Below are 21,525 nucleotides of genomic sequence, written 5' to 3'. Positions count from 1 at the left end.
TCCCTCTTTCAAGCTAACAGCCGCTCGCCGAGTGGCTACTCGAATGATTAGAAAAAAATCAATGCTTTAACCGACTTTGGAATACCCTACCAAGGCCTCGAACTTGGCTAACGCGCTACCGTCCGCCAGCACCGCATAGGCCCGGCGGACGCCGGCTTCCAGCGAGTCGGTCAGGTCGGCGGCGTAAATCGCGGCGCCTGCGTTCAGCGCGACGATGTCCAGCGCCGGGCCGGGACGATTATTCAGCACGGCCTTGACGATGGTCAGGCTGTCCTCGGCACAGGTGATGGCCAGACTGTCGAGCGGTGCGCGGCGCAGGCCGAAATATTCAGGGGTAATTGTGTAAGTGCCGATCGCGCCGTTGTGCAGTTCGGCGACGTCAGTCGGCGCGGCGATACTGATTTCATCCAGGCCGTCGTGGGCATGCACGACCAGCACGTGGCGGCTGCCCAGGCGTTTCAATACCTCGGCCACCGGCACCAGCCATTGTTTGTCGAATACACCGATCAGCTGGTGCGGCGCATTGGCCGGATTCGACAACGGACCGATCAGGTTGAACAGCGTGCGCACGCCCATTTCCTTGCGCGGCCCGACCGTGTGGCGCACCGCGCTATGGTGCTTCGCGGCAAACAGGAAGCCGACGCCGATGTCTTCGACGCATTGGCCGACTTGCTCGGCCGGCAGGTCCAGATTGACGCCGGCGGCTTCCAACAAATCGGCGCTACCGCAGCAGCTGGACACCGAACGGTTACCATGTTTGGCGACCTTACCGCCGGCCGCCGCGACCACGAAAGCCGCCGTCGTAGAGATGTTGAAGGTATTGGCGCCGTCGCCGCCGGTGCCGCAGGTATCGATGACGTGTTTGCCCGTCACCGGCACCTTGTGCACCAACTCCCGCAGCACGCCGACCGCCGCGGCAATTTCGTCTATGGTTTCACCTTTGCAACGCAACGCGATCAAAAAACCGGCGATTTGGGCGTCGGTCAACTTGCCGTTCATCATCGCGCGCATCGCCGCGCGCATTTCCTCGCCGTCGAGGTCGTGTTTATCCAGCAGTTTTTGCAGCGTGGCCTGAATTTGCATGGCAAGCGTCGTGGGTTGGGGCGCTTCGGAACGGCAGTCCCGGGCGGCCGGTTAAGGTAGACGGTTATGATAACAAACCGCGACGCGCCGCAAATGTCAACGTGCTTGCAGCCAGGTAGCCGCGCCCAGCCCGGCGGCGCGGCCGGTCGCCAGGCAAGCGGTCAGCAGATAGCCGCCGGTCGGCGCCTCCCAGTCCAACATTTCGCCGGCCGCGAACACCCCCGGCAAACGCCGCAGCATCAAGCCTTGGTCAAGTTCGGCAAAGTCTATGCCGCCGGCGCTGCTGATCGCCTCGGCCAGCGGTCGGGCCACGCTCAGGCGGATAGGCAGGGCTTTTGCCGCGATAGCGAGGCGGTGCGGGTCGTTGATTTCGGCGGCGCTCAAGACTTCGCGGAGCAGCGCCATTTTTACGCCGCCGAGACCCAAGCGTTTGCGCAGATGATTGCTCAAACTCATTTTGCCGCGCGCTTGCCCGGCACGCTGGCCGGCTTCCTCGACCGTTAAGCCGGGCAGTAAATCCAAATGGACGACGGCGGCGGCGTTGGCGGCGATCTGCTGGCGAATCGGCGCAGACAACGTATAGATCAAGCCGCCTTCCAAACCGTAATCCGCGATCGTCATTTCGCCAAGCCGCCGGCATTCCAGGCCGTCGTTTCCGACAAACGTCAAGGCCACCGACTTCAGCGGCTCGCCGGCAAAGCGTTCGCGGAAATAATCGCTCCAACCGGTTTCGAAGCCGCAGTTGGCGGGTTGCCACGGCGAGATGGTCACGCCGCGCTCGGCCAGGGGCTGAGTCCAGGCGCCGTCGGAACCCAACTGCGGCCAACTGGCACCGCCCAAGGCCAATACCAGTGCATCGGTTTCGATCAGTTTTTCGCCGTCCGGACTCGCAAAGCGCAGCCGCTGGTCGGTCCAACCCAGCCAGCGATGACGCATCCGGAATTTGACACCGCTGCCGCGCAGCCGATGCAGCCAGGCGCGCAGTAGCGGCGCCGCTTTCATTTCGTTGGGAAACACCCGGCCAGAACTGCCGACGAAAGTCGCAATGCCTAATTCGGCCGCCCAATGGCGCAAAATCTCCGGCGAGAAATCGTGTATAAACCCGGCCAGAGCGTGGCTCCGTGCACCGTAGCGCGATAAAAAACTTTCAAAACCTTCGACATGGGTGATGTTCAAGCCACCTTTGCCGGCCATCAGGAATTTGCGCCCGGCCGACGGCATCGCGTCGTAAACGGTAACAGCGGCACCGGCTTGAGCCAGCACTTCGGCGGCCATCAAACCGGCCGGACCGGCGCCGACGATGGCGACGGTGGGCGAGCTATCCATGCCCGGCGATCCGTTCGCCGCCAAGACTTGTTCCGGCCGGTGCCGGCGTAAGCGTCCAGGGCCGGCTATTGGCACCGGCCGCCAAGCCCAGAAGTATGCGAGTTAGCATGGCGGCTGACCTATCATGCGAGGAACCGAACCGATCAAGGTTGGCTGGGTTTGAGCGCACCACGCTTTTCCTGGCGTTTTTCCATATGCTCCTTGCGCATCTCGTCCATTTTCTGCATCTGTTCCGGGGTCAGCACTTCCTTGATGCGGGCGTGCGACTCTTCGTGTATCGCCCGGAATTTGGCGTGTTGCTCGGTGAAAATGGCTTCCAGCTTGGTTTTTTGCTCGGGCGTCAGTTGCAGCATTTTGCTCAAGTGCTCGAGCTTGTGGTCGGTCGGTTGACCGTAATCGTTTTCGCTGGGGTAGGCAGTCGCGGTCAGCGGCAAAATCAGCGCGGCCAGCATCAGTAGCGGTTTAATCATCGGATGTACTCTCGGAGGGTTGAATGAATGCGCGCCTTCAGGGCGGCGTCGAAATGGATAAGCAAACACCGCTAAAGTTCAGGTTTTCATACGGCCAGCGGATCGCTGGCGGCTTGGCATTCGACTTGGTGGCGGCGCGGCGGGTCGGACAATTCCAGCGCGGTCAATTGGCCGCCCCACAGACAACCGGTATCGATACCGTAGCAGTTGTAGCCTTCGTAATACCCCAAAGTGGACCAATGGCCGAAGATGATCCGCATGCCCAGACTGCGCCGGCCGGGCACCGCGAACCAGGGGAGCAAATGCGCGGGCTGGCTGCCGAGCGGACCTTTTTGCGTGAAATCCAACACGCCGTCGGCGCTGCAATAACGGAGTCGGCTGAAACAATTGATCGCAAACCGCAGTTTCTCGGTGTGGCTGAGATCGTCCTGCCAGACCGCCGGCTTGTTGCCGTACATGGACCGAAAGAAGCGCTCGTAGTCCGGACTCTGCATGGCCTGTTCGGTTTCCAGCGCCATTTGCCGGGTCAGTTCGAAATCCCACTGCGGCGGCAGACCGGCATGCAGCATGCAATAATCATCGTCGTAATGGAATAATTTACGATGGCGCAGCCAAGCTATCAATTCGTCGCAGTCGGCGGCTCGCAGAATGGCGCCCAGCGTGTCTTTCTTGCTGGACTTGCCCAGCGCCACCACGGTGGCGATCAGATGCAGATCGTGGTTGCCAAGCACGCAGACTGCCGCGTCGCCCAAACTCCTGACGAAGCGCAAGGTCTCCAGCGACTTCGGCCCCCGATTCACCAGATCGCCGGCCAACCACAGCGTATCCTTACCCGGATCGAAGTCTACCCGGTCCAGTAGGCGGCGCAAGTCGTCGTAACACCCTTGAATATCGCCTATCGCGTAGGTCGCCATTAATGCAGAGTGCGGGGAATCGACAAGGTAAATTTAGGTATGTTCGCGTTGAAGCTTTCGCCGTTGTCGGCCTGCATCTGGTATTTGCCCTGCATCACGCCGACCGGGGTTTCGATCATCGCCGCGCTGGTGTAACGGAACGAATCGCCGGGGTTCAGATGCGGATGTTCGCCGACCACGCCTTCGCCGTTGACTTCCTGCACCTTGCCGTTGGCGTCGGTAATCAGCCAATGCCGGGTCAGCAACTTGGCGGCGCTGGAACCGACGTTGGTAATCGTCACGGTATAGGCGAACACGTAGCGGTTGTCTTCGGGCGAAGATTGCGCCTCGATGTAGTAAGGCTGGGCCTCAACTAAAACTTTGTTTTTTTCGCTCATTGATAGATGATGTAAATCGTTATGCCGGTTATTTCAACCCAACTGATAAGCAAACGCAAGCAAGCAATCCGAATGTTCACGACCCGATTCGCGGCGCTGGCGCTGCTGACGATTTCAGTTACCGCCGGCGCCGAGGGCGGCAAGGAGCTGTTCGCGGCGGCGGCGGCCGGCAAGCCGGAGCGAGTCGAGGCTTTGCTGGCTCAAGGCGAGGATGTCAACGCCAAGATCGAACAGGACAGAACCGCGCTGATGGCGGCCAGTTTCAACGGCAATCTGCGGGTGGTCAAAGCGCTTTTGGCCTACGGCGCCGACGTGAATGCCGCCGATAAAACCGGCGCCACCGCGCTTGGCGACGCGGTGATGTTCGGCAGCGCCGATGTGGTCGGCGTGTTGATCGCGGCCGGCGCCAACGTCAATGCCGCCGACGGCCAGAATGTCAAAATCCTCGACAAAGCCAAGAAGACGGGCCGCGAGACCATCGTCAAGTTGCTGGAAGCGGCAGGCGCCAAAGGCACAGAAACCAAATCCGAAACCGAAGCCAAACCCGAAGGCGAAGCTAAGCCCGAAGGCGAGACCCCCAAGGAAGCAGGCAAATAAACCAGCCACATGACCAACGACAAACCTTTGCATATTCACATCCTCGGCATCTGCGGCACTTTCATGGGCGGCTTGGCCCTGATCGCCCGCGAACTCGGCTACAGCGTCAGCGGCTCGGACCAGAACGTCTATCCGCCGATGAGCACCCAACTCGAACAGCAAGGCATTCGCTTGATGAACGGTTATATGGCCGAAAATCTGGACGTCAAGCCGGATCTGGTCGTCATCGGCAACGCGATGTCGCGCGGCAACCCCGAGGTGGAAGCCGTGTTGAATCTGGGCTTGCCCTATATCTCCGGCCCGCAATGGCTGGCCGAACACGTGCTGCAACACAAATGGGTGTTGGCGGTGGCCGGCACTCACGGCAAGACCACCACCACCAGCATGCTCGGCTGGATACTGGAATTCAACGGTTTCAAACCGGGTTTCCTGATCGGCGGCATACCGTTGAATTTCGGGATTTCGGCGCGCTTGGGTGAATCGGATTTCTTCGTCATCGAAGCCGACGAATACGACTGCGCCTTTTTCGACAAGCGTTCGAAATTCGTCCACTACCGGCCGCGCACCGCGATTCTGAACAACCTGGAATACGACCACGCCGACATCTTCGAAAATCTGGACGCGATCAAAAAACAGTTCCACCATTTGGTCAGAACCATCCCCGGCCAAGGCTTGATTATCGCGCCCGACTGCGAGCAGCATGTCTCCGAAGTACTGGACATGGGCTGTTGGACCCCGGTGCAACTGACCGCGATCGACGCCCCGGCGCCGTGGCAAGCCGAATTGCTGAGCAAAGACGGCAGCCGCTTCGCGGTGCATTTCGAAGGCCAAGCCCAAGGCGTCGTCGAATGGCCGCTGACCGGCCGACACAACGTCTACAACGCCTTGTCGGCGATTGCCGCCGCTCGTCATGTCGGCGTGTTGCCGGCCGACGCGATTGCCGCGTTGGCCCAATTCCAGAACGTCAAGCGGCGGATGGAAGTCATTGTCAAGAAAGCCGGCATCACCGTCTACGACGATTTCGCCCACCACCCGACCGCGATCCAAACCACGCTGGACGGCCTACGCAAACAGGTCGGCAGCGAAAAAATCCTGGCCATCGTCGAACCGCGCTCCAACACGATGCGCCTGGGCGTACATACCCAGTCGCTGGCCGAATCGCTGAGCCAGGCTGACCAGGCCATCATCTTTCAGCCGGACGGACTGGGCTGGGACTTGAGCCAATTGCTGAGATACGCCAACAACATCGAGATTTGCAACAGCCTGGATGCCATCATCGAAACCATCCGCGCCGAAGCCGGCGGCGTTTGCCACGTCTTGTTGATGAGCAACGGCAGTTTCGGCGGCATCTACCAACGCTTGCGCGAGATTTTGTAAGTCGCTATGAGCCACCGTGTCGAAATCCGCTATTGCACCCAATGCCGCTGGCTGCTGCGCGCGGCCTGGATGGCTCAGGAACTGCTGAGCACTTTCGACGGCGACCTGACCGAACTGGCCTTGCAGCCCGGCACCGGCGGCATTTTCGAGGTCTATGCCGACGGCGTACTGGTCTGGTCGCGCAAGGCCGAGGGTCGCTTCCCGGACATCACCGAGCTTAAGCAACGCGTCCGCGATCAAATCGCCCCGGAGCGCGATCTGGGCCACGCCGACCGCAAGCCGCCGCCGACCTAATCCGCGCGCGGCCGGCCCCACCGCAAATAGCGACCTATACTTGGCGCAACTGTTTGTTCCCACGGTTAGCCGATGACGCCCGACGACGACCTGACCCGCCTTCTCCCGCAAGACGATTTAACGGTGCTGAAACCGCGGCCTTACCCGCGTCCGTTGCCCGACACTCGCGCGAACGACGAGGCTTACGGCGGCGGCTATTCGTTGCGCGGTGCGGTCGGTGCCGGCGGCGTCGGCCAGGTGCTGCTCGGTTTCGACGAGCGTATCGGCCGGGAAGTCGCGATCAAGGAAATGCTGGACCAGGCCGCCAACGAAGACCGCGAACTCAGCACCCGCTTTCTGCGCGAGGCACGCATCACCGGCCGGCTGGAGCATCCCGGCATCGTGCCGGTCTACGACTTGGGTGTTAAGCCCAGCGGCGCGCCTTACTACGTCATGCGACTGGTACGCGGCGACACCTTGGCCCAGGCGCTGAAGGAGTGCAACGCCGATCCGTTGCCCGAACATGCGCTGTCCAAGCGTTTGGCCCTATTGGACCGCCTGATCGACGTTTGCGAGGCGATGGCTTACGCGCATTCCAAAGGCGTGGTCCACCGCGATTTGAAGCCCGGCAACGTGGTGCTGGGTCAATTTGGCGAGACCATCGTGCTGGACTGGGGCTTGGCCAAGGTCGAAAGCGAGACGGAGTCGGCGGCGGCGCCGTTACCGCGCGCCGGCCGCTCGAACGCTGATGACGACGAAGACCTGACCCGGCTCGGCGACATCTTGGGCACACCGGCTTACATGGCGCCGGAGCAAGCCGACCCGCGTTTCGGCGGTATCGATGCCCGCACTGACGTGTTCGCGCTGGGCTGCATGCTATTTTATTTGCTGAACGGCCGACCTCCTCTACAAGGCGGCATGGACCGGATTCTAGCCGAGTTGGCTTCCGACCAGGCCATGCCGACCGCGCGGAATCCGAAGTTGGCGGCTCCGGTCGAACTGGTGGCGATCTGCGATCACGCGTTGGCCAAGGACAAGGCCAAGCGGTTCAAGGATGCCGGCGCGTTCGCCGACGAATTGCGGGCGTTTCGCGACGGGCGTCTCGTCAATGCCTACGCCTATACCCGCGCCGAACTGCTGAAGCGTTTTATTGCCCGCAACAAGGTGTTGTTGCTGGCAACAGCTGCGGTCATGGCGTCTATCGTGATCGGCGCCGGCTTGGCATTGAGATTCGGTATCGAAGCCAAGCAAGCCCACAAACTGGCGGTCGCCGAGGGCGAACAGGCCAAGCAACAGTTTCAACGCGCCGAGCAGGCGCTGGCCGACGTAACCCGCATTTCCAACACCAATCTAACCGTCGCCAGCCGGATTGCCTATAGTATCGGCGGCGAATTCGCAAATTTGCTGAACGGCTTAGTTCAGGCCGCGACTCAATTTCGGACCGATGCCGACCTGGTCGGCGCCACGCCGCGCTTGGAAAAACTGACCACGGAGCTGCCGCGTCTGGAAAGTGCCGCCGCCACCCGGGCGCCAGGCACCCTCCTGGCCGTGGCGCCGGCCCGCTACCGGCACGCGATCGGCGCCGACACTTCGCAGCTGGAACATAACCGAATGGCCTTACAAAGCGGCGAGCCGGTGCTGAGCCAGGTGCATGCGGCACCGGAAGGTTATCAGGCTGTCACGCTGGTCGCGCCGGTCAAGGCCGGCAATGCGACGATCGGCTTCGTCTCCGGTCGTATCAAGGCCGCCGAATTTCTAGGCGGCTTACTGCACGCGGAGTTGCAAGACAGCCGCCGAACCATTTGGATCATCCAGGATGACGGGTTGATTTTGTTCGATACCGAGACAAACGAAATCGGGCTAAATCTGTTTCGGGAGGAACGGTATGCCCAACTCCCGGAGCTGCGCCAATTGGCCGAAGAAATTGCCGGGCAACGGGGCGGGGTGGGGTATTATGAAAATTCGGCGGCGTATAGCGGCCGGCGCATCGCCTCTTGGGTCAGTCTAAATCCGGTGGCGAACCGGGAATGGAAAGTGGTGGTGCTGGAAGCTTGGTAACACATTATCGAAGGCCGGCCTCGGGCCGGCGCGTACACACTGGATAGGAGAATAGCCATGTTTGTTGCCGTATATCGTTGGCGGGTGAAACCGGGATACGAAGCGAAATTTCGCGAGGGCTGGCTGAAGGTGACCGACGCCGTCTATCAAATGTACGGCAGTCTCGGATCGCGGTTGCACCGCGATGCCGACGGCAGTTGGGTAGCCTATGCGCAATGGCCGGACGAAGCGGCTTGGCGCGAGGCCTGGCAGTCGCAACGACCGGTCGCCGATCCGGAAGGCTATGCGATGTTGAAGGACAGCGTAGAGACTTGCTACGAACTGGCCGAGCCGATCATGAAGCTGACCGTGTTGGAAGACAGACTGAAGTCGCAACCGTATTCCAACTACGAAGTCACGCCCTGACCCGTAGCGGCGACGGCGGTTCGGTCCGGCATCCGGGGCCGAGAACGCAAATGCCGATCGTCAGCGGAATCTGTTAACGGTAAATCGTCGGCGTCGCACAGCGCGAACCGCCGCGCCGGCAGGTTTCTGCTATTATCCAAGCAATAACCGCCCGAAACCGCGCCGGGCAGTGAACTTTTGCGGGCCAGCGCCTTGGCGCGCGCCGCGCGGAACCCCTGGCATTGGATACGGCATGGAAAAACTCGAATTCGGCGTGAGCGACGACGACAGGAAAAATCTACTCCACTTCGTCGATACCTTACAAAAGCTGCTCGGCGACTTGATCGGCGCGGACCAGTATTTTTTGCCCAAATTCCGCGACGATTACAAACGGGCGTGGCGCGAACTGGACCCTCACTTTTACGCATTGAAAGACGCGATTCAACGCGCCGACACCAACACCTTGTTGACGCACGGTTTGCTCGGCAGTCCGCTGCATTTGAAGCTGAAAGTCATCAATCATTTTACCGAGGAGTTCATGCTCTACGGCATCGAACTGGTCGGCGGCCATAAAATCCTGGAAAAGCTGCTCGGCGCGGTGAACCGCCTGTTGGCGACCGTCGTGGATACGGTGGGAACCGGTTCCCCAATCCATACCTTCAACGAACTGTTGATTTCGATCATTCAGGACGACAGCTAGCAAAGCCTTGCAATCGGGCCGTTCCGGCCCGATTGCAAGAGCCAAGAGCCCGGCGAATTTACCGTCCAGCCGCGCGGCGGTTGCGGCGCAACCCCATCAAGCCCAGCATCGAACCGAACAACCAAGCCGCGTTTGGCAGGGGTACGACCTGTACGCCAACGTTGAAGGTGTCCGGGGCAAAATCGGAAATCTGGGTGAAGCCGGCGGCAACCGCGCCGTCGCGCGGCCACAGGTTCCAGGTAAAACTTTCCGGCGCGAAACCGGTCGACGGCAACAGACCCGATGCAATCTCGGCAACCATATGATTACCGGTGATCGTCACCGAGCCCGGAGCGAGGTTCGTCGTGCTGAACGACGGCGCGATCAAGGTTACCAAGCCGGTGCCGTCGTTGTTCAAGCGCACGACCGAATCGAACAAAATATTCTTCAGACCGTTAGATTCGAAAAGCGCGGTACCGCCGCCGCGATTGAAGCCCCAAATATAAAAACCGCTCGGCGACGAACCGATGTCGGCATTGAACGTACTATCCAAACGGAAAGTCGCGGTGGCCTGATCGTAACTGACCGACGCCGACACCACATCCAAGTCGCCCGCCGTACTGCCGTTGTATCCGGCGACATAATCGCCGATCGCGTCGCTGACCGCGACGGCTTGCGCCGGCTGCGCGGCGGCGATGATCGCGACGAATACCCAATGTTTCGCTGTGTTGATTCTCATACACCTATCCTCTGTTGCTGATATCCGATGGAAGCACCCGGCGGGAAACTAAGTTCCCTCCGGGTGCGATTGCGGTTTACAAGGAATATAGACCGTATAACCGAGCGGCATGGCGCAGCTACCGAATAGGGGGTGGTCGGAGCACCGGTGCCGCTCGTTGGTATATCCCCGGAGCAACGCTAAGGTTCAATGCCCCTAAAAAAATTTTAACGCGGTCCAACTCGCGGTTCGTTCTCCGCGACACCGATCACTGCTTCGAATTCATTCAGCGAAAACACTCGTTCAAATCGACCCGATACGCTCGCCATGACGAATTGAAGCTTGAGTCGCCATCAGGAAGCGGAGCCCGTTTCTCCTAGACGACCTCAAGGTATTTCTTCACTCGACATGTTACTTGGCGGGGACTAACTTAGCTTGCGTCTAACAGGTTGTTGAAAAAGAAACTCGGTGGAAAAAATCTTCCAATTTGTCGCTAAAAGTCATTTAGCTGTGACAAACAATCAGGGACTTACAAAACTTTATTTTGCGGAAAATGCGTTTTTGGAGGCAAAAGTGGAGCAGTTTTTTAAATTTCAACAGCCTGTTAACGGCAAAAAAATCGGGACGACCAGTAGATGAGCAAAAAGATAAGTCGGACAAGTAGCTGGATGATATTTTATTTTTCTCCGACCTCTTTATTTCCCTGGCGTTCGATGTTGGTTTCAGGCCATCGATCGCATCCATCAAAAAGTAAAATGAATTTGGGCCTATGACTAACGCTGCATTCATCTTTTCCAGCACTGATTTCCCGGATAAAGACCGGGTCGACATTTGGCGCGAAATGTTTGCCAGAAAAATTGCTGGATTCGATGTCGAACACGCCGATTCGCGGCCTTTTTTCAACCAAACACGGTTTCATTCCTTCGGCCACGTGAACTTGGCGGCGCATACTAGTACCGCGGTGCGTTTTCGCCGTACTCGTGAACTCATTTCCGGAGACGGGTTAGACGATTACCTAGGCCTATCGGTATGCGTAGCCGGTATCTGGGAGGTTATGCAAGGACAGCGGCGACTGTTGATCAATCGAAGCACCGCCGGCTTAGTTGATTCGACCAAAGTTCTCGACGGCGGGTTCGGACCAGACTCGCCCGAGGGATACCAGGAACTCTTGAGCTTGCGCATTTCCAGATCAGAATTGACCAAACGGGTACCGAAAGCCGAACGCCTGGTTATGACTCCTCTTTGCAACTCGGAGGGCATAGAGTTGTTAAGAAATTACCTGCAAATGCTAGACCGGGGGGGCGTCGCTCAAGATCCTAGCCTAGGCGAACTAGTGGGGAATCATATTGTCGATCTCATCGCTTTTCTTTGTAACGACGAGGTGGTTAAGGAGTCCCATTCCGGAGGGGTGCGGGCGGCCCGGCAAGCGGCCGTCATTCGATATCTGGAAAAGCACTTTAGTGAGCCAGGGCTGAATGCGGCGCAAATCGCCGGCGAATTGAGAATATCCCGGAGGTATTTGTTCGATCTGCTGAATGAAACCGGAGAAAGTGTTACTCAGATTCTTAATCGACTAAGAATTGCCCGGGCATGCCGGCTGCTGGCCGACCCTAAGTTCCGCCACTTTGATATCGCTGCGATCGCCTTCCAATCCGGGTTTAACGATCTGTCTTACTTTTATCGCCAATTCCGTCAGCAATTCCAAGAGCCGCCGGGCGCCTTTCGGGCGCGGCGCGCGCTTCAAAACAACCTTGACTCCCAAACAACCGAAGCCGGTAACACCGAGAAATCCTCCTTGCACCCGCTAACCGACGGCAAGCCATCCAACTAAGTTACCGCAGATTTATTCGCAGTTCCCGCAGCGTAAGGATGCACCAATTGGCGTCGAAAAACTGAGGTCGATATTTCTGCCTGGGCGTTGATGACTAACGATGTTCATCTGCTCAGCACACCTCGAGCCGAAAATGCGGCCAGTCGTATGATGCAAACCTTGGGCAGGTAGTATGTGCGCTATTTTAATGCCTGCTATCGGCTAACCGGCATGCCCCTTTTGCCTTATTGTCGCCCAGCGTTCGGGCTAAATCCCGGTAGTATCGCCCATCAGTTCGAGCAAACGGTGCGCAGCCAGCGTAGGCGATACGCTGCCGTTTTCGACGGCGGCGCTTAAATCCGGCATGGCGGCCCGGACGCCGGGGTTTTCTCGAAAGCGTTCCTGGAGGCCGGACTCGATCAGCGCCCACATCCAGGATAACGACTGATGCCTGCGTTTAGCGGCCAATTCGCCGGTTTCGCCGACGGTCTGGCGAAAGAGGCCGAGTTGTTGCCAGAAATTGCCGATACCTTCACCCAAAGCCGCACTGACTTTCAGTACCGGCGGCTGCCAGCGCGCGGCGCTTGGCCGCAGCAGTGTCAGCGCCCCCGTGATTTGGCCTGCGGTCAGGTCGGCCGCCACGGGATCGAGATCGGCCTTGTTGACGACGAAAATGTCAGCCAGTTCGACGATACCTTTTTTCATCGCCTGCAGATCGTCGCCCGCGTTAGGTTGCTGTAATAGGCAGAACGCATCGGTCATGCCGGCGACCGCTGTCTCGCTCTGACCAACACCAACGGTTTCGACGATGATCACATCGAAGCCCGCCGCTTCGCAAACCAGCATGGCTTCTCGCGTCGAAGCGGCGACGCCGCCCAGCGACCCGGATGAAGGCGATGGGCGAATGAAGGCTTCGTCGCGTGCGGACAATAATTCCATCCGGGTTTTGTCGCCGAGAATGGAACCGCCGGAGCGCGAGGATGACGGATCGACCGCCAGCACCGCGACCCGATGCCCCTGTTCGATCAGGTGCAAGCCGAGTGCCTCGATAAACGTGGATTTACCGACGCCCGGCGTGCCGGAAATGCCGAGCCGAATCGAGTTGCCGCTGTTCGGCAGCAGGGCATGCAACAGGGTCCCTGCCCGCTGGCGATGGTCGCTACGGGTCGACTCGATCAGGGTAATCGTCTTGGCCAAGGCGCGGCGCTGACCGGCGAGCACGGCACCGACCAGCGCTTGGTCTTCGCGGTTGAGTTGGAAATTCGGTAGAACCGGCATGCTGTTGGCCCCGGATCAGGATGCCGTCGGCGCTTGCGCCGCTTGGATGGCGTTCAACACATCCCGCGCGCATTGCGGAATCGGCGTGCCGGGTCCGAACACGCCCTTGGCGCCGGCGGCGAACAAAAACTCGTAGTCCTGGGCTGGAATCACGCCGCCGACGAAGACGATGATATCGCCGGCGCCCTGCCCGGCCAAAATGTCGATCAGCGCCGGCACCAACGTTTTATGGCCGGCCGCCAGCGTCGATACGCCGATCGCGTGCACGTCGTTTTCGATGGCTTGGCGGGCGACTTCTTCCGGCGTCTGAAACAGCGGCGCGATATCGACGTCGAAGCCCAGATCGGCGAAGGCGGTCGCGACGACCTTAGCGCCGCGGTCGTGGCCGTCTTGGCCTAATTTGGCGATCATGATGCGCGGCCGGCGACCTTCGGCGGCCGCAAAATCGTTGACCTGTTCCTTAAGTTGCGTCCACTCCTGATCGGCCTCGAAGGCCGCGCCGTACACGCCGGTCACGACCTGATTGCTGGCGCGATGGCGGCCCCAGACCTGTTCGAGCGCTTCGGAGATTTCGCCGACCGTGGCGCGCAGGCGAATAGCCTTGATGGCCAGGTCGAGCAGATTACCGTCGCCGCTTTTCGCGCAGTCGCTCAAAGCGGCCAGCGCCACCTGAACCGCTCCGGCGTCGCGGCTGGCGCGAATCTCGGCCAGACGCGCCACCTGCGCGTCGCGGACCGCGTGGTTATCGACGTTCAGAATATCGATGGCGTCTTGCCGAGGCAGTTTGTATTTGTTAACGCCGACAATCACGTCTCGACCCGAATCGATATTGGCTTGCTTTTGGGTGGCGCATTTTTCGATTTGCAGCTTGGCCCAGCCCGTCTCGACCGCCTTGGTCATGCCGCCCATCGCCTGGACTTCTTCGATGATGGCCCAAGCCTTGTCTGCAATGTCCTGGGTCAGCGATTCCATCATGTACGAGCCGGCCCAAGGATCGATAACCTTGGTGATGTGGGTCTCTTCCTGGATGATCAACTGAGTGTTGCGGGCGATCCGCGCCGAGAATTCGGTGGGCAGGGCGATGGCCTCGTCGAGCGCGTTGGTATGCAGCGACTGGGTGCCGCCGAATACCGCCGCCATCGCCTCTATCGTGGTTCGTACCACATTGTTGTAAGGGTCCTGCTCGGCCAGCGACCAGCCCGAGGTTTGGCTATGGGTACGCAGCATCATTGATTTGGGATTCTTGGGTTCAAACGCCTTCATGATCCGCCACCACAACAAACGCGCCGCGCGCAGCTTGGCGACCTCAAGGTAGAAGTTCATGCCGATCGCGAAAAAGAAACTTAGCCGGCCGGCGAAATCGTCCACGTCCATGCCCGAGGCAATCGCGGTTTTTACATACTCAAGGCCGTCGGCCAAGGTAAACGCCAGTTCCAAGGCCTGGGTCGCGCCAGCCTCCTGCATGTGGTACCCCGAGATCGAGATCGAGTTGAACTTGGGCATGTGCTTGGCCGTGTAGGCGATGATGTCGGCGATAATCTTCATCGACGGCGTCGGCGGGTAGATATAGGTATTGCGGACCATGAACTCCTTGAGGATGTCGTTCTGGATGGTCCCTGACAATTGTGCCATCGACACGCCCTGCTCCTCGGCGGCGACCACGTAGCCGGCCAGCACCGGCAACACCGCACCGTTCATCGTCATCGACACCGAGACTTTGTCCAGCGGAATGCCGTCGAACAGAATTTTCATGTCTTCGACCGAATCGATCGCCACACCGGCCTTGCCGACATCGCCGGTCACCCGCGGATGGTCGGAGTCGTAACCGCGATGGGTGGCCAGGTCGAAGGCCACCGAGATGCCCTGGCCGCCGGCCGCCAAGGCCTTACAGTAAAAGGCGTTGGATTCCTCGGCGGTCGAAAAGCCGGCGTATTGGCGGATGGTCCAGGGCCGCGCCGCATACATCGTCGCTTGCGGGCCGCGCAAAAACGGTTCGAATCCCGGCAGGGTATCGGCGAACGGCAGGTTTTCGGTGTCGGCCTTGGTGTAGAGCGGCTTGACGGACAGCCCCTCCGGCGTCGTCCAGGTCAGGTTCTCGACCGCGCCGCCCGGCGCGGATTTCGCGGCCGCCTTGGCCCAGGCATCCAGGGAAGGAATCTTTACTTCAGGATAATTTTTCATCTGCTTTGCTACTTCCAAGAGGTGATTGCATGCCCGATCGGCCAGACGCTCGTGTAGAACCGGCGCCACTTTATCGATTATATTCGGTTAAAGATAGTCCGGAAAAATACAAGAAGCTGAGTTAGGCAGGTCACGCCAATCCGAATTCCGGAAGCCTTGAGCGATAGAACCTGCTCGCAAAGCCGGCGCTCTTGATCGCGACCCAATGCGTTGAAGCAAGACAGGTCGAGAGGTTGTTTTGGGCCTATTCATTGAAGACGCCATACAACAATAAGCTGCCTATCCGGTTTCGTTCTATCATTAACGCGTAACGTCTACACTTGTTGAATCTGCAAACGACTCGGTTGTGCTGAAATCGCCTTCCAAACGCTCTGAATACCGTGCGGACGTTGACAATGTATACCGTAAGAGTCGATTTGACGGTTGACGGTAGGCTTCGTAATCTCAATGCGCTAATCCAGTGATCCATCGGTTTCCGACAGTTCCGGCACTGGCACTGACGCCTCTATAATGTTTTATTCAAATATTTTTCAATAACTTATGAAATGCGACATGATTTGATTTTGTTAACTTAACGCCATTGCCCTAGGCATTCGGAGTGCGTCGTGAAGCGGATAATTTCATTGTTTGTGTGTAGTCTGCCGATTCTATTGAGCGTGCGAACCGTTCGTGCGGACTTTTTTTCCACGGAGGATGGAAAATTACGCCTGAGCAGTTTTGGTACCTTAGGCGTTGTTTACGACAGCAGCGACATCCTGTATTTACAAACATCGACCGATCAACCGAACACCTTCGACGGTCATTGGTCGTGGAGATCTAGCACCCAACTCGGTATTCAGGCCAGCGCCAAATTTACCGACGAATGGGATGCAATGGTGCAGTTCCTGATTAAGGACAGATCGTACAACTCATTGAACGAAAACTTATTTTGGGGCTTGCTGCGCTGGCAACCCAGCCGCAACTTCACCGTGCGCGCGGGACGCTTGGGGCTGGATGTTTATCTGCTATCCGATTACCGCAATGTCGGTTACGCCTATTTGTGGGAAAGGCCGCCCACGGAATTTTACGGCTCCTTGATTAACCAAAACTTTGATGGCGTGGACCTGGCTTGGCGCGTACCGCTCGCGCAGGGTTTTTTTCAAGCGAAAGCGTTTGCCGGTAGTTACTCGCATTCGTTTCCGATCTTTCAGCTCGATACCGTTTCAAAAAACACCTTGGCGCTTTCGCCGATATTCGGTGGCAAATTCAGTTACGAAGATGAGGACTGGCAGTTGTCCCTCGGCGCCACCTATACCATTTTCGATAAAAACTTCGCGGGAATCTCGCAGCTGCTCCAAGGGCTCACCGGCCCTGGAGTGAAAACCGTCTGGAGCAATGCGGCCGATTACGCCGCGCAACTCAACAAGGTTGGTAAAGGCATTGGCTTTTACTCAATAGGCGCCGCCTATAACGCCAACGAATGGAGCATTCAAAGCGAGTTTGGTTATCTCGATTCCGGCGTGCCCGAAATACAAAGCCAATTCAGCGGTTACTTCAGTATTGGCCGACACATCGGCGACATTACCCCCTATCTCTTGTTCAGCATCGCCAGACCGAGCGGCGAGTCAAAAGCGGTCGTACCGCCGGAAATCTCGGGTCCGTTGCAAGACCAACTGTATGCCGCCACATCGGTAGCCATGCAAGAGTATAGGATCAATCAGGAGACCATCAGTTTGGGTGCCCGCTGGGATTTCGCGCCCAATTTGGCCGCCAAGATTCAATGGGACCACAGTCATGTCGCCGCTAACTCTTCCAGTCTTTGGCTGAACGGCAGCCGTGAGATTTCGACGCCGGATTTAGATGTCGATTTGTTTTCGCTCAGCATGAATTGGTCTTTTTAATGATGGCGGGCCGTTTGAACATGAGACGTTTCCGAGGCACCAATCGTAGCGATGCAAGGCGGGTCAGCCCTTCGGAAGCGCTGCCGGCCGGCAAGCGCCGTTTCTTGAATCCCTATATTTTTCTGATTCCGTTGGCGACGCTACACGGGCAACCCGCATGTTGCGGCGAGGAGGTTTTGGTGGTGGTCAATCAAACCAATCAGGCCATGGAGTTTAGCCGCAACCAAGTGATCGACTTCTTCATGGGACGCCAGCAGAATTTCCACAGCGGCAAAGCCGTGTTTACGATCGATCTGGCGCAGGACTCCCCGACCCGCGCGCATTTTTATCAACAATTGGTCGGCAAATCCGTTCCCCAAGTCAATGCCTATTGGGCGCGACTGCTGTTCACCGGCAACGCCACGCCGCCGAAAATGCTGCCCAGTCCGGCCGCGGTGTTGTCGGCGGTCAAGGAAAACGCCGATGCCATCGGTTATGTCGACGGCCGGGACTATGACGGCTGTTGCAAAGTCGTATATCGTCTAAAACCGGCCGACTGACGACTCACTCGCCTAACTCATGATCACCTTTAAGAAACTTTCGGTACGGATTACGCTGGTCATCAGTTTTTTTGCGCTGTTGGTCGCGGGGGTCGGCTCGGCGGTGTCCTATACCGATACGTTGCGGCAAGAGCGCAATAAGGCTTACGCCAGAATCATGGAATTAGCCAAAACCGTCGAAAAAAGCGCGCAGATCGCGGCTTACCTGGATAACCAAGAGATTGCGGACGACGTTATCGGCGGTTTAATGAATAACGAAGTCGTAGCCGGCGTCTTGCTGAAAAGTCAAAGCGGTTGGCATTCGACCAATGACCATAAACCGCTGAATGATGCTCTCGGCGAAGCGCCGTTAGCGCTCGACCTGGATTCTCCATTCAGTCCGGGCGAGAAAGTCGGTGTGCTGCAAATTTTCCCCAAACACGACGTTATCGAGCGCAATGCCAAGCTGATCGCTCGAAATCAGGCGCTACTCCTGTCGTCGTACACGTTGATCGTGGCGCTGATCATCATGCTGGCTATCCAGCAAATCTTCGTGCGCACCATCAAAACGGTGGCATCCACACTGAACCGTATCGACCCAAGCGGCACGAAACGCTTGCACTGTCCGCTTAGCCACCGAAAGGACGAAATTGGCCACTTGATCGCCGACATCAATTTCCTGTTGGATATTTCGCATTTCCGTATTCATTCCGAACGTGAGTTGCGCGAGCAGCTCGAAAAGCTTGAACAACGTTTTCGACTGCTGTTCGAGAATGCCAGCGTCGGTATTTGCGTGCTGAACGAACACGGCGATGTCATTTTGCACAACCCGGTTTGCCGTGAGGTGTTGCGTCTGGACGCGGCGCCCGAAGGTCCGGCCCGCGTAGAGCAATTTTTCAAGGATGCCCGCCAAATTAATCGTATCGTATTCGACACGCTAACCGCCGGCGAGTTGACGAACGGCGAATTCGAATTGGTGACTACAGACGACCAAGATGGGCCGCGTTGGGCTCAATGCCTGTTTTCAAAAGCCAGGGTGAGCGAAACGTCGGAATTCGAAGGCAGCGCTTTCGTGCAAATGATCGTAATCGATATCACGGAACGAAAGATTGAAGAACTGCAAACGCGTTTTAAAGCGGAGCGCGACCCATTGACCAAGCTGTTCAATCGCAATGGCCTGGAAACCCGCCTTAATCTGATGCGCGATCTGGCCCTGCAAGAAGCCTGCGGCTTCGCGATTTTCCTGATGGACTTGGATAATTTCAAACCGATCAACGATAACTACGGCCACGAAGCCGGCGATACCGTTCTGATAGCGGTAGCCGAGCGCTTATTGGCTTGTTTTCGGGCAAACGATATTCTGGTTAGGCTGGGCGGAGACGAATTTCTGGCCGCTTTAATCTGCAAACCGGCGATCAACCAAGCCGACTTAAGCCGGATAGCACAAAAAACAATCCGCTTACTGCTGCAAGACATCCCGTTGAATCAGGGCCGAAACGCGAATATCGGCGTTAGCATAGGCATCTGCGCCAGCGGACCGGAGCACGCCCATTTGTCGATTGCCCAGTTGATCGATCATGCCGACAAAGCGATGTATCAGGTCAAGCTCGCCGGCAAAAACGACTTTTGCATCAGCGTTCCATCGCCGATGCGGAGAGACCAATTGACGTCTTGAGACAAGCGGTTGGCTGGGCGAAGTCGCGGCCAAAGCCTATCGGGCTGGCAAAAGCTCAGCTGGCGCGCTCGATCAAGCCTTCCACCTGCTTGGCGAACACCTTAAGGTCGCCCTTTTTGACGGTTGCGCGGGGGATGACGATGGCGGCGTCGAAATCGACGTAAATGTAGACGTAATCCTTATGGCGCTCGACGCGCAGCATGTCTTTCCACAGCGTCTTGTGCTTGCCGCCCGGCGAGGTTTCCCGCAAGAACTCCGGCTCCGCCGTCAGATGGTGGATGCCGAACATGGCTTTTTTCTCGGCCTCGGTGTATTTATTGAAGAATTGGCGGCGCATGTCGATTTTCATGATGAAAGGCGACGCAAACGCCCAACCCAGCGCCAAGATCGTGATGTAGGCGGTGGTCATCATATCCACGTAGTACACGTAGTAAAACAAACCGATCGCCATCATCACGCCGGGGGCGAACAGGCGGTTGTTGCGGATTTTCTTTTGCATTTCCGGATCGCTTTTCAGCCTGAGTTCGTTGAAGTGAACCAGGTCTTCCTCGCGGAATTCGTATTCGATTTCTAACATTGCGCTCGCTCGTCGGGTGGATTAGTGCATCTTGATTTTGGCGTGGGTACTGCGCCGGAACAGGTTGGACAGGGTTAGCATCGCGGTGCGGAAATAGCCATGAATCGCCACTTGGTGCATTTTGTACAGCGACAAATACACCACATAGGCGATAAAACCGCCGACGCTGACCGTACCCATCAGGCTGCCCATCAACGAACCGACCGTGCTGAATTTACCTAGCGACACCAGCGAGCCGTAATCGTGGTAAACGAATTTAACCGGCGCCTTGCCGTTCAGACGGTTGACGATGGTCTTGGCAACGGCCGAGGCCATTTGATGGGCGGCCTGAGCGCGCGGCGGCACGTTACCGGCATGGTCGGCCCAGGCGCAGGCGGCGCAGTCGCCGATCGCGAATACGTCGGGATCGCTGGTTTGCAGGGTTTGATCCACCACCAGCTGGTTGATGTGGTTGGTTTCCAAACCGTCCAGACTTTTCATCCAGTCCGGCGCCTTGATACCGGCGGCCCAGACTTTCAGATCGGCGTCGAACACCTCGCCGTCGTAGGTATGCACTTCGGTCTCGGTGACTTCGGTGACTTTGCGGCCCAGCTTCAACTGGATGCCCAACTTGAGCAATTGGTCTTGGGTGGCTTGCGACAAACGCGGCGGCAAGGCTGGCAGCAATTGGGTGGCGGCTTCGATGATGGTGATGTTGACTTCTATCGAGCCTTCCAGGCCGTAAGTCGCCAGCAGTTTAGTGACCTCGTGCAATTCGGCGGACAACTCCACGCCGGTGGCACCGGCGCCGACGATGACGATGGACAGCGGCTTGTCGCGTTGCCTGCTTTGGTTGGCGTAAGACTGGATGTAATAGGTTTCCACCAACTGCCGCTGAAAGCGATAGGCTTGGGTAGTGGTGTCGATGAACATGCAGTGCTGGTCGACGCCCTTGATGCCGAAGGTGTTGCTGACGCTACCTACCGCCATCACCAAGGTGTCGTATTTGAAGCGGCGCTGCGGAATGATCTCTTCGCCCTTCTTGTTGGTGATTGCCCCAACGACGATTTCCTTGTTTGCTCTATCCAGGCCTTCCATGCGGCCGAACAGGAAACGGAAATGGTTGCGGTGGGCCTGAGCCATGTATTCGATTTCCTCGGCTTCGGCCAAGGTGCCGGAGGCGACTTCGTGCAGCAACGGCTTCCAGATGTGAGTCGAAGTGGCATCCAGTAGCGTGATCTCCGCCTGGCCGGACTTGCCGAGTTTTTTCCCGAGTTCGGTCGCCAGCTCCAGACCGGCGGCACCGCCGCCGACGATCAGGATTTTATGTAGTTCATCAGCCATTTATATTCTTCCCCAGTCAATAGCCGC

21 protein-coding genes are annotated in these 21,525 nt (G+C 57.9%); 11 read left to right on the top strand and 10 right to left on the bottom strand.

Annotation, left to right across the window (positions count from 1 at the left end):
* Window positions 1-66: 66 nt before the first annotated feature.
* The 5 genes from trpD to apaG all read right to left on the bottom strand — a co-directional run bounded on the left by trpD (window position 67) and on the right by apaG (window position 4,170).
* Window positions 67-1,083 (bottom strand): anthranilate phosphoribosyltransferase, encoded by a 1,017-nt coding sequence (trpD, locus tag ACQE3E_RS01040; RefSeq protein WP_071160182.1) that lies wholly within the window; start codon window positions 1,081-1,083, stop codon window positions 67-69.
* 96 nt (window positions 1,084-1,179) lie between these two features.
* Window positions 1,180-2,484: an NAD(P)/FAD-dependent oxidoreductase gene (locus ACQE3E_RS01035; RefSeq protein WP_313729320.1), complete on the bottom strand. Its 1,305-nt coding sequence runs from the start codon at window positions 2,482-2,484 to the stop codon at window positions 1,180-1,182.
* Between the two features lie 68 nt (window positions 2,485-2,552).
* Entirely contained in the window at window positions 2,553-2,879 is a 327-nt protein-coding gene (locus ACQE3E_RS01030; RefSeq protein WP_168030225.1) for a periplasmic heavy metal sensor, read from the bottom strand.
* 86 nt (window positions 2,880-2,965) lie between these two features.
* Window positions 2,966-3,793, bottom strand: a complete 828-nt coding sequence (locus tag ACQE3E_RS01025; protein ID WP_313729321.1) for a symmetrical bis(5'-nucleosyl)-tetraphosphatase — start codon at window positions 3,791-3,793, stop codon at window positions 2,966-2,968.
* On the bottom strand, window positions 3,793-4,170 hold the full coding sequence (gene apaG / locus ACQE3E_RS01020) for a Co2+/Mg2+ efflux protein ApaG (protein ID WP_064026361.1): 378 nt from the start codon (window positions 4,168-4,170) through the stop codon (window positions 3,793-3,795). The genes ACQE3E_RS01025 and apaG overlap by 1 nt, the downstream gene beginning before the upstream one ends.
* A 72-nt stretch (window positions 4,171-4,242) precedes the next feature.
* On the opposite strand from apaG, the gene ACQE3E_RS01015 reads away from it, so the two are divergent.
* The 6 genes from ACQE3E_RS01015 (at window position 4,243) to ACQE3E_RS00990 (ending at window position 9,559) form a co-directional block, all read left to right on the top strand.
* On the top strand, window positions 4,243-4,767 hold the full coding sequence (locus tag ACQE3E_RS01015) for an ankyrin repeat domain-containing protein (RefSeq protein ID WP_168030230.1): 525 nt from the start codon (window positions 4,243-4,245) through the stop codon (window positions 4,765-4,767).
* 27 nt (window positions 4,768-4,794) lie between these two features.
* Window positions 4,795-6,144: a UDP-N-acetylmuramate:L-alanyl-gamma-D-glutamyl-meso-diaminopimelate ligase gene (gene mpl, locus ACQE3E_RS01010; RefSeq protein ID WP_313729471.1), complete on the top strand. Its 1,350-nt coding sequence runs from the start codon at window positions 4,795-4,797 to the stop codon at window positions 6,142-6,144.
* A 6-nt stretch (window positions 6,145-6,150) separates the two neighbouring features.
* Window positions 6,151-6,438, top strand: a complete 288-nt coding sequence (locus ACQE3E_RS01005; protein ID WP_168030234.1) for a SelT/SelW/SelH family protein — start codon at window positions 6,151-6,153, stop codon at window positions 6,436-6,438.
* 72 nt (window positions 6,439-6,510) lie between these two features.
* Window positions 6,511-8,475, top strand: coding sequence for a serine/threonine protein kinase (locus tag ACQE3E_RS01000; RefSeq protein ID WP_313729322.1), 1,965 nt, complete (start codon window positions 6,511-6,513; stop codon window positions 8,473-8,475).
* A 57-nt stretch (window positions 8,476-8,532) separates the two neighbouring features.
* Window positions 8,533-8,880: an antibiotic biosynthesis monooxygenase family protein gene (locus ACQE3E_RS00995; RefSeq protein ID WP_313729323.1), complete on the top strand. Its 348-nt coding sequence runs from the start codon at window positions 8,533-8,535 to the stop codon at window positions 8,878-8,880.
* 232 nt (window positions 8,881-9,112) lie between these two features.
* Window positions 9,113-9,559, top strand: a complete 447-nt coding sequence (locus ACQE3E_RS00990) for a hypothetical protein (RefSeq protein WP_313729324.1) — start codon at window positions 9,113-9,115, stop codon at window positions 9,557-9,559.
* Window positions 9,560-9,617: 58 nt separating this feature from the next.
* Here ACQE3E_RS00990 and ACQE3E_RS00985 read toward each other — a convergent pair whose 3' ends face one another.
* Window positions 9,618-10,277, bottom strand: a complete 660-nt coding sequence (locus ACQE3E_RS00985; protein WP_313729325.1) for a hypothetical protein — start codon at window positions 10,275-10,277, stop codon at window positions 9,618-9,620.
* 447 nt (window positions 10,278-10,724) lie between these two features.
* Between ACQE3E_RS00985 and ACQE3E_RS00980 the strand changes: the two genes are divergently transcribed.
* Entirely contained in the window at window positions 10,725-10,895 is a 171-nt protein-coding gene (locus tag ACQE3E_RS00980) for a hypothetical protein (protein ID WP_313729326.1), read from the top strand.
* A gap of 130 nt (window positions 10,896-11,025) precedes the next feature.
* Entirely contained in the window at window positions 11,026-12,087 is a 1,062-nt protein-coding gene (locus ACQE3E_RS00975) for a helix-turn-helix domain-containing protein (protein ID WP_313729327.1), read from the top strand.
* Between the two features lie 246 nt (window positions 12,088-12,333).
* On the opposite strand, the gene meaB is transcribed toward ACQE3E_RS00975, so the two are convergent.
* Entirely contained in the window at window positions 12,334-13,344 is a 1,011-nt protein-coding gene (gene meaB, locus ACQE3E_RS00970) for a methylmalonyl Co-A mutase-associated GTPase MeaB (protein ID WP_071160164.1), read from the bottom strand.
* Between the two features lie 15 nt (window positions 13,345-13,359).
* The gene (gene scpA / locus ACQE3E_RS00965) at window positions 13,360-15,525 is read right to left on the bottom strand and encodes a methylmalonyl-CoA mutase (RefSeq protein WP_313729328.1); all 2,166 of its coding nucleotides are present in this window, start codon (window positions 15,523-15,525) and stop codon (window positions 13,360-13,362) included.
* A gap of 623 nt (window positions 15,526-16,148) precedes the next feature.
* Between scpA and ACQE3E_RS00960 the strand changes: the two genes are divergently transcribed.
* The 3 genes from ACQE3E_RS00960 to ACQE3E_RS00950 are packed head-to-tail and all read left to right on the top strand — an operon-like array spanning window position 16,149 to window position 19,598.
* Window positions 16,149-17,405: a hypothetical protein gene (locus ACQE3E_RS00960; RefSeq protein ID WP_313729329.1), complete on the top strand. Its 1,257-nt coding sequence runs from the start codon at window positions 16,149-16,151 to the stop codon at window positions 17,403-17,405.
* Window positions 17,406-17,425: 20 nt separating this feature from the next.
* Complete coding sequence (locus ACQE3E_RS00955; RefSeq protein WP_197471738.1) at window positions 17,426-17,944, top strand: hypothetical protein; 519 nt, start codon at window positions 17,426-17,428, stop codon at window positions 17,942-17,944.
* A gap of 19 nt (window positions 17,945-17,963) precedes the next feature.
* On the top strand, window positions 17,964-19,598 hold the full coding sequence (locus ACQE3E_RS00950) for a sensor domain-containing diguanylate cyclase (RefSeq protein WP_313729330.1): 1,635 nt from the start codon (window positions 17,964-17,966) through the stop codon (window positions 19,596-19,598).
* 55 nt (window positions 19,599-19,653) lie between these two features.
* Here the strand turns inward: ACQE3E_RS00950 and ACQE3E_RS00945 are convergent, their stop codons facing one another.
* Both ACQE3E_RS00945 and ACQE3E_RS00940 read right to left on the bottom strand, forming a co-directional pair.
* Complete coding sequence (locus ACQE3E_RS00945; RefSeq protein WP_064026382.1) at window positions 19,654-20,175, bottom strand: YcxB family protein; 522 nt, start codon at window positions 20,173-20,175, stop codon at window positions 19,654-19,656.
* Window positions 20,176-20,196: 21 nt separating this feature from the next.
* A complete protein-coding gene (locus ACQE3E_RS00940) occupies window positions 20,197-21,498 on the bottom strand; it encodes an NAD(P)/FAD-dependent oxidoreductase (protein ID WP_313729331.1) in 1,302 nt (433 codons plus the stop codon).
* Between the last annotated feature and the right edge of the window lie 27 nt (window positions 21,499-21,525).

It is taken from the genome of Methylomonas sp. MED-D (assembly GCF_050276835.1).
GTDB lineage: Bacteria > Pseudomonadota > Gammaproteobacteria > Methylococcales > Methylomonadaceae > Methylomonas > Methylomonas koyamae_A.
This window is presented reverse-complemented; position numbering and strand designations above follow the sequence as displayed.